The 14,297-nt window shown below is 72.9% G+C and carries 12 protein-coding genes; 7 read left to right on the top strand and 5 right to left on the bottom strand.

Translation table 11 applies throughout. The features are described 5' to 3' along the window. The coding region (locus ACZ6O2_RS00880) for a DivIVA domain-containing protein (RefSeq protein WP_466021560.1) at positions 1-1,058 on the top strand (1,058 nt) is incomplete at its 5' end. A gap of 100 nt (positions 1,059-1,158) precedes the next feature. Here ACZ6O2_RS00880 and ACZ6O2_RS00885 read toward each other — a convergent pair. Further along, positions 1,159-1,380 carry a DUF2631 domain-containing protein gene (locus tag ACZ6O2_RS00885; RefSeq protein WP_350704906.1) on the bottom strand — a complete coding sequence of 74 codons (222 nt, stop codon included), beginning with the start codon at positions 1,378-1,380 and terminating at the stop codon, positions 1,159-1,161. 270 nt (positions 1,381-1,650) lie between these two features. Here ACZ6O2_RS00885 and ACZ6O2_RS00890 point away from each other — a divergent pair, with 270 nt between their 5' ends. Then, positions 1,651-3,240, top strand: a complete 1,590-nt coding sequence (locus tag ACZ6O2_RS00890; protein ID WP_466021561.1) for a Rieske 2Fe-2S domain-containing protein — start codon at positions 1,651-1,653, stop codon at positions 3,238-3,240. Positions 3,241-3,352: 112 nt separating this feature from the next. Next, complete coding sequence (locus tag ACZ6O2_RS00895) at positions 3,353-4,000, top strand: TMEM175 family protein (protein WP_350705129.1); 648 nt, start codon at positions 3,353-3,355, stop codon at positions 3,998-4,000. Here the strand turns inward: ACZ6O2_RS00895 and ACZ6O2_RS00900 are convergent. Beyond that, positions 3,981-5,576 carry a phytoene desaturase family protein gene (locus tag ACZ6O2_RS00900; RefSeq protein WP_466021562.1) on the bottom strand — a complete coding sequence of 532 codons (1,596 nt, stop codon included), beginning with the start codon at positions 5,574-5,576 and terminating at the stop codon, positions 3,981-3,983. The genes ACZ6O2_RS00895 and ACZ6O2_RS00900 overlap by 20 nt on opposite strands. Positions 5,577-5,637: 61 nt before the next feature. Then, positions 5,638-6,351 (bottom strand): TetR/AcrR family transcriptional regulator, encoded by a 714-nt coding sequence (locus ACZ6O2_RS00905; protein WP_466021563.1) that lies wholly within the window; start codon positions 6,349-6,351, stop codon positions 5,638-5,640. Between the two features lie 103 nt (positions 6,352-6,454). On the opposite strand from ACZ6O2_RS00905, the gene ACZ6O2_RS00910 reads away from it, so the two are divergent. Further along, positions 6,455-8,629: an MMPL family transporter gene (locus tag ACZ6O2_RS00910; RefSeq protein ID WP_466021564.1), complete on the top strand. Its 2,175-nt coding sequence runs from the start codon at positions 6,455-6,457 to the stop codon at positions 8,627-8,629. 159 nt (positions 8,630-8,788) lie between these two features. On the opposite strand, the gene ACZ6O2_RS00915 is transcribed toward ACZ6O2_RS00910, so the two are convergent. Then, positions 8,789-9,628, bottom strand: coding sequence for a YhjD/YihY/BrkB family envelope integrity protein (locus ACZ6O2_RS00915; protein WP_466021565.1), 840 nt, complete (start codon positions 9,626-9,628; stop codon positions 8,789-8,791). A 50-nt stretch (positions 9,629-9,678) separates the two neighbouring features. Here ACZ6O2_RS00915 and ACZ6O2_RS00920 point away from each other — a divergent pair, with 50 nt between their 5' ends. Beyond that, positions 9,679-10,242: a GNAT family N-acetyltransferase gene (locus ACZ6O2_RS00920; RefSeq protein ID WP_466021566.1), complete on the top strand. Its 564-nt coding sequence runs from the start codon at positions 9,679-9,681 to the stop codon at positions 10,240-10,242. 136 nt (positions 10,243-10,378) lie between these two features. Here ACZ6O2_RS00920 and ACZ6O2_RS00925 read toward each other — a convergent pair whose 3' ends face one another. Next, positions 10,379-11,695: a family 43 glycosylhydrolase gene (locus tag ACZ6O2_RS00925; RefSeq protein WP_466021567.1), complete on the bottom strand. Its 1,317-nt coding sequence runs from the start codon at positions 11,693-11,695 to the stop codon at positions 10,379-10,381. Between the two features lie 134 nt (positions 11,696-11,829). On the opposite strand from ACZ6O2_RS00925, the gene dxr reads away from it, so the two are divergent. Further along, complete coding sequence (dxr, locus tag ACZ6O2_RS00930; RefSeq protein WP_466021568.1) at positions 11,830-13,044, top strand: 1-deoxy-D-xylulose-5-phosphate reductoisomerase; 1,215 nt, start codon at positions 11,830-11,832, stop codon at positions 13,042-13,044. Beyond that, the gene (locus ACZ6O2_RS00935) at positions 13,044-14,294 is read left to right on the top strand and encodes a M50 family metallopeptidase (protein WP_466021569.1); all 1,251 of its coding nucleotides are present in this window, start codon (positions 13,044-13,046) and stop codon (positions 14,292-14,294) included. The genes dxr and ACZ6O2_RS00935 overlap by 1 nt, the downstream gene beginning before the upstream one ends. Positions 14,295-14,297 lie beyond the last annotated feature (3 nt).

The following is a 14,297-nucleotide window of genomic DNA, read 5'->3' on the forward strand; positions in this document are numbered from 1 at the left end:
TCGGCCCGCCGGATCGGATGGGCCCGCCGGATCGGATGGGCCCGCCGGATCGGATGGGCCCGCCGGATCGGATGGGCCCGCCGGATCGGATGGGCCCCCCGGATCGGATGGGCCCCCCGGACCGGCTCGGCCCGCCGGACCAGATGGGCCCGCCGGATCGAATGGGCCCGCCGATGCACGACGATCGCGGCATGCCTCCCGGTCCGCAGTCGATGCCGCCCCGGCCGATGCCCACCCAGGCTGGCCCCTCCGCCGACCGCTACGGCCGCCACGACGAGCCGACCGGCGCCTTCGCGGGGGGCTACGACGGCCCCCGGGGTGGCTACGAGCCGCAGCGCGGCCCGGGCGGCCCCGGCCCGATGGGTCCGGGCGCGCCGATGCATCACGGCGGCCCGCCCCCGCGCGGCCTGCCGGCCGGTCCCGGCGGCTACGGCGACGCTCCGGGTGGCTACGGTGACGGCCCGGGTGGCTACGGTGACGGCCCCGGCGGCTACGGTGACGGCCCGGGTGGCTACGGCCCCGGTGGCTACGGCGACGGTCCGGGCGGTTACGGCGACGGTCCGGGCGGTTACGGCGACGAGCCGCGTTTCGACGGCTTCGAGGCCGGCCGGCGTGGGCGCACCGACATGACCGCCGAGATCCGTATGCCCGAGCGGGAGCTGCGCGAGCTGCGGGGTCGGGGCCCGGCCGGGCCGCCCCCGCAGCAGGGCTTCGGCGGGCCGCCGCCGGTTGCCGGACCGCCCGTCGGTAACCCGCCGGTCGGTGGCCCGCCGCCGATGGCCGGCCCGCCGATGGCCGGCCCGCCCGGCAGCGACCTCTACCACGTCGACCAGATCCGCCGCAGCTTCCAGGTGCGCCGGTTCGGCAGCGGGTACGACCCGGACCAGGTCGACCGGTTCTTCGAGACCCTGCTCGGCGGCATGCAGGGGCGCAACCCGATGCCGGTGAACCCGAAGGAACTGGACACGCTGCGCTTCGGGCTGGTGCCCGGCGGCTACTTCGAGGCCGAGGTCGACGCGGCGCTCAAGGACGTGCAGGACATCCTGTTCCGCCGCTGACCCGCGTACGACGAGGGCCCGCTCCCCGGTCGGGGGCGGGCCCTCGTGCGTGTCGTCTCCGGCGCGCGGACCGGCTCGACGCCGGCTGACGGGGGTGCGGTCAGGACCGCAGGCCGTTGCGCCGCAGCACGGTGTCGCCGATGACGATGACCAGCAGCAGCACGGCCAGGCCGATCAGCCAGATGTCCTCGACCCTGCCCTCGTGGTTGCCGCAGAGCATCGCCAGCAGCACCAGCGCGGTGAGCACCGCGCCGATCCGCCCGGACTTGCGGTGCCCCGGCTTGTGCTGGTCTGGCGACGTTACCGGCTCGCTTCCTGCCACTGTCGGTCCTTCCCTCGCGATCGGATCTCCGGCTAGTCTGGCACGCCCCGTGCCAGGCTCGGCGCTGGGTCCGGCCGGATGGGGCGGACCGCACGATCCGCGCCGACGGCACGGGCGCCGGCCCGAACGCCCTCGCGTGCGACAGCGTGGGTCCAAGGTCCCGGCGGGGCCGGGCGTAACGGCACTACCGGCGTCGCGGGTCGCTCGCCAGACTGCCTCCGGTAGCGTTTCGGACGTACACCTTTTGTTTGTCTTCGAGGGGGAACTGCGGTGCGAGTGACCGGTACGGGACACGCCAGCATGCGGATCGACACGGCCGCGGGCAGCATCCTGTGCGACCCGTGGGTCAACCCGGCCTATTTCGCGTCGTGGTTCCCTTTTCCGGACAATTCCCTGCTCGACTGGGAGACCCTCGGCGACGTCGACTACCTCTACGTCTCCCACCTGCACCGGGACCACTTCGACGCGGCGCACCTGAAGAATTTCGTGTCGAAGGCGGCCACCGTGCTGCTGCCCGCGTTCCCCACCTCCGAGATGGAGGACGAACTGCGGGAGCTGGGCTTCACGAAGTTCCTGAAGGCGCCGAACGAGCAGGTCGTCGAGCTGGACGGCGGCCTGAGGATCATGATCCAGGCGCTGACCAGCCCGACCGACGGCCCGATCGGCGACTCGTCGCTGTGGGTGGAGTACGACGGGGTCCGGCTGCTCAACCAGAACGACGCGCGCCCGACCGACCTGAGCGTCTTCGCCGAGCTGGGCCACGTGCACGCGCACATGCTCCAGTTCTCCGGCGCGATCTGGTACCCGATGGTCTACGAGCTGCCGCAGGCGGCGAAGACCGCGTTCGGCAAGCAGAAGCGGGACCGGCAGTTCGACCGCACCTGGCGCTACATCGACGACCTGAAGGCCGACCACGTCTTCCCGATCGCCGGCCCACCCTGCTTCCTCGACGACGAGCTGTGGCAGTTCAACGACATCCACGGCGACGAGGGCAACATCTTCCCCGACCAGTCGGTCTTCCTCAGCGAGTACGCGAAGGTCGGCGGCACCAACGGCGTCGTGCTGCTTCCGGGCAGCGTAGCCGAGATCACCACCGAGAGCTGCGAGACCAGCCACCCGATGCCGGTGGAGGAGTTCTTCGCGAACAAGGTCGCGCACCTGGAGGAGATGCGGGAACGCAAGCGGCCGGTCATCGAGGCGGAGAAGGCGTCCTGGCGGCACCCCGAGGTGGACGTGCTCGGCGAGATGAAGCGCCGGATCGAGCCGCTGCTGGACGAGTCGATCTACCTGGCCAAGGGGGTCGGCGGGCCGGTCCGCTTCGACTTGGTCGGCACCGACAGCTCAGGCGGGGAGACGATCGAGTCGATCGTGGTGGACTTCCCGGGCAAGGAGGTCCGGCCGTACGCTGACGAGAAGGTCCGCTACCGGTTCCGCACCGAGCGGGCGCTGGTCGAGCACCTGCTGCACATCGGCGAGGTGGACTGGGTCAACTCCCTCTTCCTCTCCTGCCGCTTCTCCGCCGCCCGGATCGGCCAGTACAACGAGTTCGTCTACGCGTTCTTCAAGTGCCTCTCCGAGGAGCGGCTCCAGTACGCCGAGGGCTGGTACGACGAGCACGAGCGGACCAGCGACGCCGAGGACATCACCCTCGGCGACTGGGTGGTGCAGCGGCGCTGCCCCCACCTGAAGGCGGACCTGACCCGGTTCGGCATCGTCGACGGGGACCAGCTCACCTGCCAGCTGCACGGCTGGAAGTTCGACCTGGCCAGCGGTCGGTGCCTGACCAGCGTCGGGCACAAGATCCGCGCCCACCGCGTCGACGAGCAGACCCCCGCCCCGGCGGGCGAGGCGATCAGCTAACGGCCGTTTTCCCGCGCCCGCCGCCCCCTCCGGGTGACCATCAGGTCGGAGAGGGGGCGGCGTGGCCGAGGGCGCGGAGAAGAGCGGGTACCGGTACCGGCGCGACCGGGAGATGGCCCGGGACGCCTCCCGGGTGGAGACGTTCAGCGACGGCGTCTTCGCGGTCGTGCTGACGGTGATGGCCGTCGAACTGCTCCAGAACGGCCCGGCGAGGGCCGGCGGGAGGGAGCTTCCCGACGCCCTCGCCCACGCCTGGCCGTCCTACCTGGCGTACGTGATCACCTTCGGGATCGCCGGCCAGATCTGGCTCGGCCACCACAACATGTGGCGGTACGTGGTCCGGGTCGACCAGGTGCTGCTGGTGTTCAACCTGCTCGTGCTGCTCTTCGTGGCCGCGATCCCGTTCACCGCCGACCTGCTGTCGGATAACCTGCGTGGCAGTCCGACCGAGCAGCGGCTGACCGCCGCCCTCTACTTCGGCAGCGTGCTCGGCGAGTCGGTCTTCTTCAACCTGAGCTGGTGGTGGGCGCGGCGGCGGAGGCTGCTCCACCCCGACCTGGATCCCCGGCTGGCCCGGGCGGTCGCGCGGCGGCTGCTGCTGCGCCCACTGCTCTATCTGATCGCCTTCGCCTTCGTCTTCGTCGACCCGATCCTCAGCCTCGTTCTCTACCTGCTGCTCCTCGGTCTCTCCCTCGTCCGCCGCCCCGGCGACCTGCCCCCCGCCGAGGACGGCGGCGAGGTCAGCGGCCGAGGTCGGTGAGGATGCGGCGGGCGGCGTTGTGGCCGGCGGCGCCGATGACACTGCCGGCGGGGTGGCAGCCGGCGCTGCCGGCGTAGACGCCGTCGACGCCGGTGGCGTACGGCATCCGGTCGGTGAACGAGACGGTGTTGTCGACGTGGTGGATGTGCCCGCCGGTGATGCCGAAGTGCGCCTCGATGCCGGGCGGGGGCAGCGGCACCGCGTCCGCGATCAGGTCGGCCGTGCCGGGGGCGTACCGCTCGCAGATCTCGACCAGCCGCTCCACGTACCCGGGCAGCGCCTCGTCCCAGGTCGTGCCGGCCAGTTCGTAGGGCACCGACTGGACGAAGAGCGCCGAGGAGTGGTGCCCCCGCCCGTCCGACAGCGACGGGTCGACGGTGGTGTGCAGGTACCACTCGATCGTCGGCTCCTCGGGCAGCCGGCCCGCCTGGACGTCCGCCCACATCGCGCGCAGCGCCGCCATCGGCGACTCGCCGCCCCCGCCGATCAGCGACGTCGAGCCGGGCAGCAGGTGGATGGTCGACCCGAACGGGCTCGGCGCGTCCGCCGGCAGGCAGGAGAAGCGTGGCAGGCCGGTCAGCGCCAGGTTGAGCTTGAGGGTGGTGCCGGGGCGGCGGACCGCCGCCATCCGGTCGGCCAGCGGCGCCGGGAGCGCGCCGTCGGGCAGCAGGTCCATCAGCCGGTACGGGTCACACGCCCCGAGCACCACCCGGGCGCCCACCTCCCGCCCGTCGGCCAGGACCACGCCGCTGGCCGCGCCGCCGGCCAGGGTGATCGCGCTGACCGGCGTGCCGGTCAGGATCGTCGCGCCGGCGGCCCGGGCGGCCTCGGCGAAGGTGCGGGACACCGTGCCCATGCCGCCCTCGGCGATCATCCACGTGCCGTCGGAGCCGGGCAGGCGGCACATGTTGTGCACGAGGAAGTTGTGGCCGGTGCCGGGGTCGTCGGGGCCGGCGTTCAGCCCGGACAGGCCGTCGGTCACCGCGTACATGCTGAGCAGCAGCTCGGAGCGGAAGTCGAAGCGGGCGAGGTGGTCGGCGACCGAGCCGCGGACCAGGTCGACGAAGACCTGCCGCAGCGCCGGGCGGACGTACCGCTCGGCGGTCTCCTCGACCGGCAGCGGGTCGGCCAGCCAGACCGGCGCGAGGTCGGCGCGCAGCGCGGCCAGTTCGGCCTGGAGAGCGTCGTCGGCGGCCATGTCGGCGGGGGAGAAGAACTCCGCGAGCTGCGCCCGGGTGGCCGCGGTGTCGCTGCCGAACAGCAGGTACGGGGATCCCTTCGGGCCCGGGGTGGGCAGGAAGTAGTGCGGGTCGCGGCGCAGCACCGGGATGCGCACGTCCAGCGTGGCGAGCAGCTCCGGCGGCATCAACCCGAGCAGGTAGGAGCCGGTGGAGTGGCGCAGCCCGGGCACCTTCGGGAACGGGTTCTCCGTCCGGGTGGCCCCGCCGATCACGTCGGCGGCCTCCAGCACCAGCACGTCGAGCCCGGCGCGGGCGAGCAGGATCGCGGACACCAGACCGTTGTGCCCGGACCCGACGATCACCACGTCGGCCCGGGTCGGCAGCTCGTCGCTCATGCCGGGGGAGCCTAGTGCCCGCCGGCCCCGCCGGTCAGCCCTTCGCCGCCGGTCGCCGGTGTCAGCTCGCCGCCGGCGGATCGGCGCGCAGTTGGGCGGTGAACGCGGCCAGCTCCAGCTCGAACAGTGCCTCGGCCTCGGTGACCGCCCAGGCGAGCTGGCCGAAGACCTCCATGGCGACCAGCCCGTAGAGCCGGGTCCAGCCGGAGAGCAGGGCGTACGCGACCTCGATCGGCACCTCGCCGTGGCTGAGCCGCAGCGGCTCCAGCCGCCCGCCCAGGCGCTCCTGGAGCAGCTCGGCGGGCGGGGTGGGGAAGGGGGCGCGGTGCCAGAGGTCGAAGATCGGCTGCACGAAGACCGCGCCGAACCGGGCGCCCGGGTGGTCGGGGTGGACGCAGTCGTCGACGAAGGCGTCCAGCCCGGGGGCCCGGGCGCCGAACATCAGCCCGAACTCGGCGGGGTGGGCCACCGACCAGGAGCGGAACGCGCGGCCCATGGCCAGCAACTGGTCGACCGGCTCGGCCCCGGCGTCGTCCCGGGCCGCCTCCAGCCGCAGCCGCAGCTCGTCGTAGAGGTCGCCGGCGAGCGCCGCGACCAGCGCCTCCAGGCTGGGGAAGTAGCGGTAGATGGCCGGCGCCGTCATGCCCATGTCCCGGGCGATGGCCCGCAACGAGACCGCCTCCACCCCGCCGGTCACCAACAGCCGCCGTGCCCCGTCCTTGATCTCGGCGACGGTCGCGGTGCGCAGGCGTTCGCGTCGGGACGGTGCGGGCATGCAGCTAACCCCCTTGACCAAAGCGAACGCCGTTGTCATAGTTAACGCCGTTCACTCGGATGAGCGATGGTTACAGCTTAGCCGTCGGCGGAGGGGGAGGCGAATGTTCGCCTGGTGGGGACATGTGGTGGTGCGGCTGCGTTGGGCGGTGCTGGCCGCCGCCCTGGTGGTGGTCGTGCTCGGCTCGACCTGGGGGATCGGGGTCTTCGGGCAGTTGACCGGGGGCGGATACGACGACCCGGCGGGCGAGTCCAGCCGCGCCGCCGAGCGGATCACCGCCGAGCTGGGGCCGCAGGGCGCGGACCTGGTCGTGCTCTGGACCAGCGACGGGGCGACCGTCGACCAGCCGGCCTTCCGTGACCCGGTCACGGCCACCGTCACCGGTCTGCGCGGGCGCCCCGAGGTCACCAGCGTCGTCACCTGGTACGACACCCAGGCGCCCGCGCTGCTGTCGACCGACCGGCGCGCCACCTACGCGCTGGTCCAGCTACGGGCCGCCGACGAGGACGGCAAGACCGCCGCGTACGAGGACCTGCGACCGGCCCTGACGACGCCCGGCGTACGGACCGAGGTCGGCGGCACGGTGGCGTTCCTGCACGAGGCGAACCGCCAGACCACCGAGGACATCACCCGGGCGGAGATTCTCTCCATGCCGGTGCTGCTGGTGCTGCTCGTGCTGATCTTCGGCGGGCTGGTGGCCGCGTCCACCCCGCTGCTGATCGGCGGGCTGGCCATCCTCGGCGCGTTCGTCGCCGTCCGCCTGGTCAACCTGGTCACCGACGTGTCGATCTTCGCCATCAACGTCATCACCCTGATCGGCCTGGGCATGGCGGTCGACTACGCCCTCTTCGTGGTCAGCCGGTTCCGCGAGGAGTTGGCCGCCGGTCACGACACGCCCGCCGCGATCCGCCGCACCATGACCACTGCCGGCCGGACGGTGCTGGTCTCCGGCCTCACCATCGCGCTCGCCATGGCCAGCCTGCTGATCTTCCCGCAGGCGTTCCTGCGCTCGATGGGGCTCGGCGGGATGGCCGCCGTGCTGGTCGCCATGCTGGCGGCGCTGACCGTGCTGCCGGCCCTGCTCGCGGTGCTCGGCCACCGGATCGACGCGCTGCGCGTACCGCTGCCGTGGCGGCGCCGGGCGCGGGCCGGGCGGCCGGCGGCGGGGGAGACGGGCGGCACCTGGGCCCGGATCGCGCGTAGCGTGATGCGCCGCCCGGTGCGCTACCTGGTCGGCGTGACCCTGCTGCTCCTCCTGCTCGCCACGCCGTTCCTGCGGATCACCTTCGGCGGCTTCGACGAGCGGGTGCTGCCGGCGGACGCCACGCCCCGGGTCGTCTCCGAGCGGATCGCCGCGGAGTTCCCCGGCGGCACGGTCGCGCCGATCGACGTGCTGGTGTCCGGGGCGTCCCCGGCGCAGGCGCAGCCCTTCGCCGACCGGGTGGCCGCCGTGCCCGGCGTGACCGGCGTGCAGGTGGCGGCCAGCCGGGGCACCTCGACGCTGCTGACGGTGACCTACCCCGGCGAGCCGACCGGCGACGTCGCCCAGGACGTGGTCCGGGCGCTGCGCGACCTGCCCGCCCCGGCCGGCGCGGAGGTGCTCGTCGGTGGCCGGCCCGGCGCCGACCGGGACCTGCTGGACAGCCTCGGCGACCGGCTGCCCTGGATGGCCCTGCTCATGGCCGCCGCGACCCTGGTCCTGCTCTTCCTCGCCTTCGGCTCGGTGGTGCTGCCGGTCAAGGCGGTGCTGATGAACCTGGTGTCGATCGGCGCCTCGTTCGGCGTGGTGGTCTGGATCTTCCAGGACGGGCATCTCGCCGACCTGCTCGGCTTCACCCCGACCGGGTTCATCGAGCCCAGCAACCCGATCCTCATGCTCGCCGTGCTCTTCGGGCTGGCGACCGACTACGAGGTGTTCCTGCTCTCCCGGGTGCGCGAGGAGTGGGACCGCAGCGGGGACAACGCCGCCTCGGTGGCCGCCGGGCTCCAGCACACCGGCCGGATCATCACCGCCGCCGCGCTGCTGCTGATCGTCGTGGTGGCCGGCTTCGCCACCGGTGGGATGGCGTACGTCAAGCTCATCGGGATCGGCATGATCGTGGCGATCGTGGTGGACGCGACGCTGGTCCGGGCCCTGCTGGCGCCGGCCACCATGCGGCTGCTGGGCCGCTGGAACTGGTGGGCCCCCGGCCCGCTCGGCCGGGTCTACCGCCGCTACGGCATCCGCGAGGCGGCCGACCCGGAGCCGGCGCCCCAGGACCCCGCCCACACCCGCTGACCGGCCCGTCGCCGCCATCCACCACGGGGTCCGCGTCCGACGCGGACCCCGTGGTCGCTCATCCGGCGGGTCGGACGAACGCCCCGTGGTCGCTCATCCGGCGGTTGGGCGAAGCCTCCTGGTCGCTCATCCGGCGGTTGGGCGGAACCTCCTGGTCGCTCATTCGGCGGGTCGGGCGCGGGCCGCCCGCCAGCGGGAGAGGGCGAGCGTGGCGGAGTAGCCGGCGAGCACGATCACATGGAAGACGTAGAGCCAGAGCAGGACGGCCACCCCCGCCCCGATCTCGTCGAAGCCCCCGAACGGCACGCCCAGGTCGATCGGGAGCGAGGCGAAGAGCACGAAGCCGTGCAGGAACCCGGACAGGTTCGCCGCGGTGAACGAGCCGACGCCCAGCGCGGAGAGCCAGTCCGGCGCCGCCGGGCCGACCACCCGGAACACCCAGAGCAGCACCGGGGTGAGCACCAGCCAGACCGCCAGGAACGACAGCACCACGCCCAGCGCGCCGGCCAACCCGCCCTGGCGGACCAGCCGGGTCGTCGTCGGCAGCGCGACCAGGATCGACAGCAGCAGGGCCGGGGCCGGCGCGAGCAGGGGGAGCAGCAGCAGCCGGCCGCGCCAGCCCACCAGGGACTCGTCGGCGTGCCCGTCGGCCACGGAGACGAAGGCCCGGCGCAGCCCCTCGCCGTACAGGGACGCCGGCAGCAGCGACGCCAACGCCGGCAGCGTGGTCAACCCCACCCCGGCCTCGACCAGCGCGGCCACCGCGTGGGGCGCGCCGATCGCGTCCGGCAGCGTCGCCACGGCGTGCGACGTGAGCCGGCGGACCTGGTCGGCCCCCGCCACCAGCGAGGTCAGCCAGATCGCCAGCAGCGCCACCGGCACCACGGCGATCGCCCCGTAGAAGGTGATGGCGGCGGCGTGCAGCGACAGGTCCCGGCCGCGCAGCGGGCGGAACGCGGCACGGGTGACCCGCCTCGCCCGCTGCCAGCCCCCACCCATCGCGCTCTCGTTCCCCGCCGCGCCCTGCGTCACTCATAGGATCACCCGCCATGACCGTGCTCACCACCGAGCGCCTGGTCGTGCGGGAGTGGACCGCCGACCCGGCCGACCTGGCCCGGATCTTCGACCTCTACTCCCGGGCGGAGGTGACCCGCTGGCTGAACGCGACCGGCCTGCCCCTGACCGCCCCGGCGCAGGCGGCCGATCGGCTCGCGCTGTGGCGGAAGCGGCACGCGGGGCACGGCGGCCGGTACGGCACCTGGGCGATCGCGGTCCGCGACACCGGCGTGGTGGCCGGCACCGTGCTGCTCAAGCCGCTGCCGGGGCGGGACGAGAACGTGCCGACCGAGGACATCGAGGTGGGCTGGCACCTGCACCCCGACTCGTGGGGTCACGGCTACGCGACCGAGGCGGCCCGGGCGGTGGTGGCGCGGGAACTCGCCGCCGGCACCCGGCAGGTCTACGCGGTCGTGGCGCCCGGCAACGAGGCGTCGATGGCGGTGGCCCGCCGCCTCGGCATGACCCACGTCGGCCGCCGCACCGACTGGTACGGCGGCGAGGAGGTGGAGACCTTCGTGCTGACCGGCGGCGTCATCGCGTCCGGACCCAGGTGAGGAACCGGCCGGTGCGGCCGTCCCGCCGGACGGGTCCGCCTCGCCACGACGCCGGAGCCACCGCAGCCCGTGACGGCTGCGGGTCACCGTCACCGACACCGGGGCGGCGGCCCGGCAGTGCCTCGTGCGCGTGGGGTTACGCCACCTCGACGAAGTCGAGTTCCGCCCAGCGACTGAGGTGGGTGAACCGGAGCGTGTTGAAGCCCGCGTTGAGCGTGACGTCGACGCCCACCTGCCGCCAGACGTCCCAGCCGGTGTTGGGGTAGGCGACGACCCTCGGGTTCGTGCCGTTGACGGTCAGCGTGTGCTGGGCGTCGCCGTAGCCGGCGGCGTAGGCGACGTGGACGCGGTACCCGCCGGTCCGGGGCGCGAAGACGGTGACGTCGACCCAACTGTCCGCGTAGTCCATGTACGCCACCACCTGCCCCTGTGAGGCGTTCGGGGCGGCACGCACCGCGCAGCGGTTGAGCACGCCGCGTTCGGCCTCGTACCGCACGCGGCTGCCCCGCACCACCGGATATCCGCCGGCCCAGCCCAGCGCCGCCACGTACATGCCCCGGGCGGAGTAATTGTTGATCCAGCCGTGGAACACGATGTGGTCGCCGCCCGCCTCGCGTACCACGTCCGCGCCGCCCGGTCCCCGCACAGCCCAGTCCAGCGACGCCGTGGTCATCAGCGAGCGGTAGGCCTTGGTGTACGGGCCGGTCAGCGAGGTCGAGGTGGCGTAGCTGGTCTGGTAGCTGTCTCCGCCGTAACCGCCGAGCGAGTAGAAGAGCACGTACTGCGCGCCGACCTTGGTCAGCACCGGCGCCTCGATGATGCCCGTCTCCTCGGCGCGACCGCTGCGCAGCAACTCGACCCGGGCGCCCTGGAGGGTCACCCCGTCGGCCGCGACCTGTTGCAGCCACAGGCTCGTCGGCTGACCGATGGCGTTGCCGTCGTCCTTGTAGAGCAGGTAGCGCAGGCCGGTGCTGTCGGTGAAGCTCGCCGCGTCGATGTCGCCGCCCTCACCGGCGTTGCAGACCAGCGGCTGGGTGCCGACGGCGGTGAACGGCCCGAGCGGCGACGTGGCCAGCGCGGCGCCGAGGCACTGGCGGCCGGTGGCCCGGCTGCGGGCGGTGTAGTAGAGCAGGTATCGCCCGTCGGCCCGCTGGGATACGTCCGGTGCCCAGGTCAGGCCCCCATTGGCCCAGGCGCCGAGGGTCGGCATCGCGTCGGCCCGCCTGGTCCACGGCCCGGTCAACGAGGCGGCCGTGGCGACCGGAACGTTCCCGTGGCCGTTGTTGGTGGAGTACGCGTAGTAGGTGCCGCCGAACTTGACGACGTCAGGGTCCGGGAAATCGCTGGCGATGACCAGCGACGGTGCGGCGGTGGCGGCCGTGGCCACGCCCGGGTGGACGAGCAGTGAACCGAAGACGAGCGCGACGGCCAGCCAGACGAGACCTCTTCGCATGACGAAATTCAATCACAGACATCGATGTATTGGAAGATTCTGTGAATCCTGGTGGACCTGACCGGAGGAGCAGGCCGACGCGGAGGGCTGAGGCTCCCAGCGGGCGCTCAGCGGCGCTGGGGAAGAATGGCCCGGTGACGTCCCCACGCGATCTTGTTCTGCTCGGCTCCACCGGCTCGATCGGCACACAGGCCGTCGACATCGTGCGGCGCAACCCGGACCGGTTCCGGGTGGTCGCGCTCGGCGCCGGCGGCGGCAACGTCGAGCTGCTCGCCGCCCAGGCCCTCGAACTCGGCGTCGAGGCGGTGGGCGTGGCGAAGGCGTCCGCCGCGCAGGACCTCCAACTCGCCTTCTACGCCGAGGCGAGCCGGCGCGGCTGGGCCACCGGCGACTTCAGGCTTCCCAAGATCGTGGCCGGCCCGGACGCGATGACCGAGCTGGCGCAGTGGCCCTGCGACGTCGTGCTCAACGGGGTGGTCGGCTCCCTCGGGCTCGCGCCGACCCTGGCCGCGCTGCGGGCCGGGCGTACGCTCGCGCTGGCCAACAAGGAGTCCCTCGTCGCCGGCGGCTCCCTCGTCAGGGCCGCGGTGACCCGGCCGGAGCAGATCGTCCCCGTCGACTCGGAGCACTCGGCGCTGGCCCAGTGCCTGCGCGGCGGCGCCCGGGGCGAGGTGCGCCGGCTGGTCGTCACCGCCAGTGGCGGCCCGTTCCGGGGCCGGCGGCGCGACGAGCTGACCGCGGTCACGCCCGAGCAGGCGCTGGCGCACCCGACCTGGAACATGGGGCCGGTCGTCACGATCAACTCCGCCACGATGGTCAACAAGGCGCTGGAGGTGATCGAGGCGCACGAGCTGTTCGACGTGCCGTACGCCGACATCACCGTGATGGTGCACCCGCAGTCGGTGATCCACTCGATGGTCGAGTTCGTGGACGGGTCCACCCTCGCCCAGGCCAGCCCGCCCGACATGCGGCTGCCGATCGCGCTCGGCATCGGCTGGCCGGACCGGGTGGCCGACGCCGCCGCCGCGGTCGACTGGACGACGGCGCACACCTGGGAGTTCGCGCCGCTGGACGACGAGGCGTTCCCGGCGGTCGCGCTGGCCAAGGCCGCCGGCGAGGCCGGGCGCTGCCGGCCGGCGATCTACAACGCGGCCAACGAGGAGTGCGTGGCCGCGTTCGTGGCCGGCCGGCTGCCCTTCCTCGGCATCGTCGACACCCTCCGGCGGGTGTTGGAGGACGCTCCCGACTTCGACGAACCAGGTACCGTCGAGGACGTGCTCGCGGCGGAGTCGTGGGCCCGCGCGCACGCGCAGGAGATCATCATCGCGGGTTCGGTGGAAGGAGCTTGATGGCGTACCTGCTCGGGGTGGTGCTCTTCGCCCTCGCGATCCTCATCTCGGTGAGCCTGCACGAGGCGGGACACATGCTCACCGCCAAGGCCTTCGGCATGAAGGTCACCCGCTACTTCGTCGGCTTCGGCCCCACGCTCTGGTCGTTCAAGCGGGGCGAGACGGAGTACGGCATCAAGGGCATCCCGCTCGGCGGCTTCTGCAAGATCGTCGGCATGACCCCGCAGGACGACGACGTCGACCCGGCGGACGAGCCGCGTGCGATGTGGCGCTACCCGGTGTGGAAGCGGACGATCGTGATGTCCGCGGGCTCCATCACCCACTTCGCCCTCGCCCTGGTCACCCTCTGGGTGATCGCGGTCACCGCCGGCCTGCCCAACCCGAACTTCCCGAGCACCGAGGCCGAGATCCGCAAGGAGCCGGCGGTCATCCAGCTGTCCGACTGCGTGGTGCCGGAGAACACTCTCCGGGCGTGCACCACCACCGACCCCGCCAGCCCCGCCGCCCAGGCGCAGCTGCGCGACGGCGACCGGATCACCGCGATCAACGGCACCCCGATCAACGACTACGGCCAGCTGCTGACCACCCTGCGCGCCCTCAAGCCGGGCGACACGACGCAGATCGCGTACGTCCGGGACGGCCAGCCGGGCACGGCCAGCGCGGTGCTCGCGCAGACCCAGCGCCCGCCGCTGGACGACCCGAAGGGTCAGGTCGCCACGGTTGCCGCGCTCGGCGTCGGCCTCGTGCCCAGCACCCCGACCCGGGTCACGTACGGGCCGGTCGGCGCGTTCGGCGCGACCGCCGACTTCACCGGCGACATGGCCGTCAACACCTTCGAGGCGATGAAGCGCATCCCGCAGAAGGTCCCGGCCCTGTGGACGGCGATCACCGGCGGCGAGCGGGACATGGACACCCCGATCAGCGTGGTCGGCGCGAGCCGGCTCGGCGGCGAGGCGGTGGAGAACAACGCCTGGCTGCTGTTCTTCATGCTGTTCGTCTCGCTGAACTTCTTCATCGGCGTGTTCAACCTGCTGCCCCTGCTGCCGTTGGACGGCGGGCACATCGCCATCGCCTGGTTCGAGCGGGCCCGTTCCTGGGTCTACGCCCGGATCGGGCGCGCCGACCCCGGCCGCGTCGACTACCTCAAGCTCATGCCCCTCACGTACGCGATGATCCTGATCGGTGGCGCGTTCACGCTGCTGACCATCACCGCGGACGTCGTCAACCCGATCACGCTCTTCTCAAGGTGAGTG

It is taken from the genome of Micromonospora sp. NPDC048040, from assembly GCF_055587185.1.

Excerpts from the sequence above, each read along its gene's own strand:
- ACZ6O2_RS00925 (WP_466021567.1), bottom strand. The coding sequence starts at position 11,695 with ATGCGAAGAGGTCTCGTCTGGCTGGCCGTCGCGCTCGTCTTCGGTTCA.
- ACZ6O2_RS00910 (WP_466021564.1), top strand. The coding sequence starts at position 6,455 with ATGTTCGCCTGGTGGGGACATGTGGTGGTGCGGCTGCGTTGGGCGGTG.
- ACZ6O2_RS00900 (WP_466021562.1), bottom strand. The coding sequence starts at position 5,576 with ATGAGCGACGAGCTGCCGACCCGGGCCGACGTGGTGATCGTCGGGTCC.
- ACZ6O2_RS00935 (WP_466021569.1), top strand. The coding sequence starts at position 13,044 with ATGGCGTACCTGCTCGGGGTGGTGCTCTTCGCCCTCGCGATCCTCATC.
- ACZ6O2_RS00915 (WP_466021565.1), bottom strand. The coding sequence starts at position 9,628 with ATGGGTGGGGGCTGGCAGCGGGCGAGGCGGGTCACCCGTGCCGCGTTC.
- ACZ6O2_RS00920 (WP_466021566.1), top strand. The coding sequence starts at position 9,679 with ATGACCGTGCTCACCACCGAGCGCCTGGTCGTGCGGGAGTGGACCGCC.
- ACZ6O2_RS00895 (WP_350705129.1), top strand. The coding sequence starts at position 3,353 with ATGGCCCGGGACGCCTCCCGGGTGGAGACGTTCAGCGACGGCGTCTTC.
- ACZ6O2_RS00905 (WP_466021563.1), bottom strand. The coding sequence starts at position 6,351 with ATGCCCGCACCGTCCCGACGCGAACGCCTGCGCACCGCGACCGTCGCC.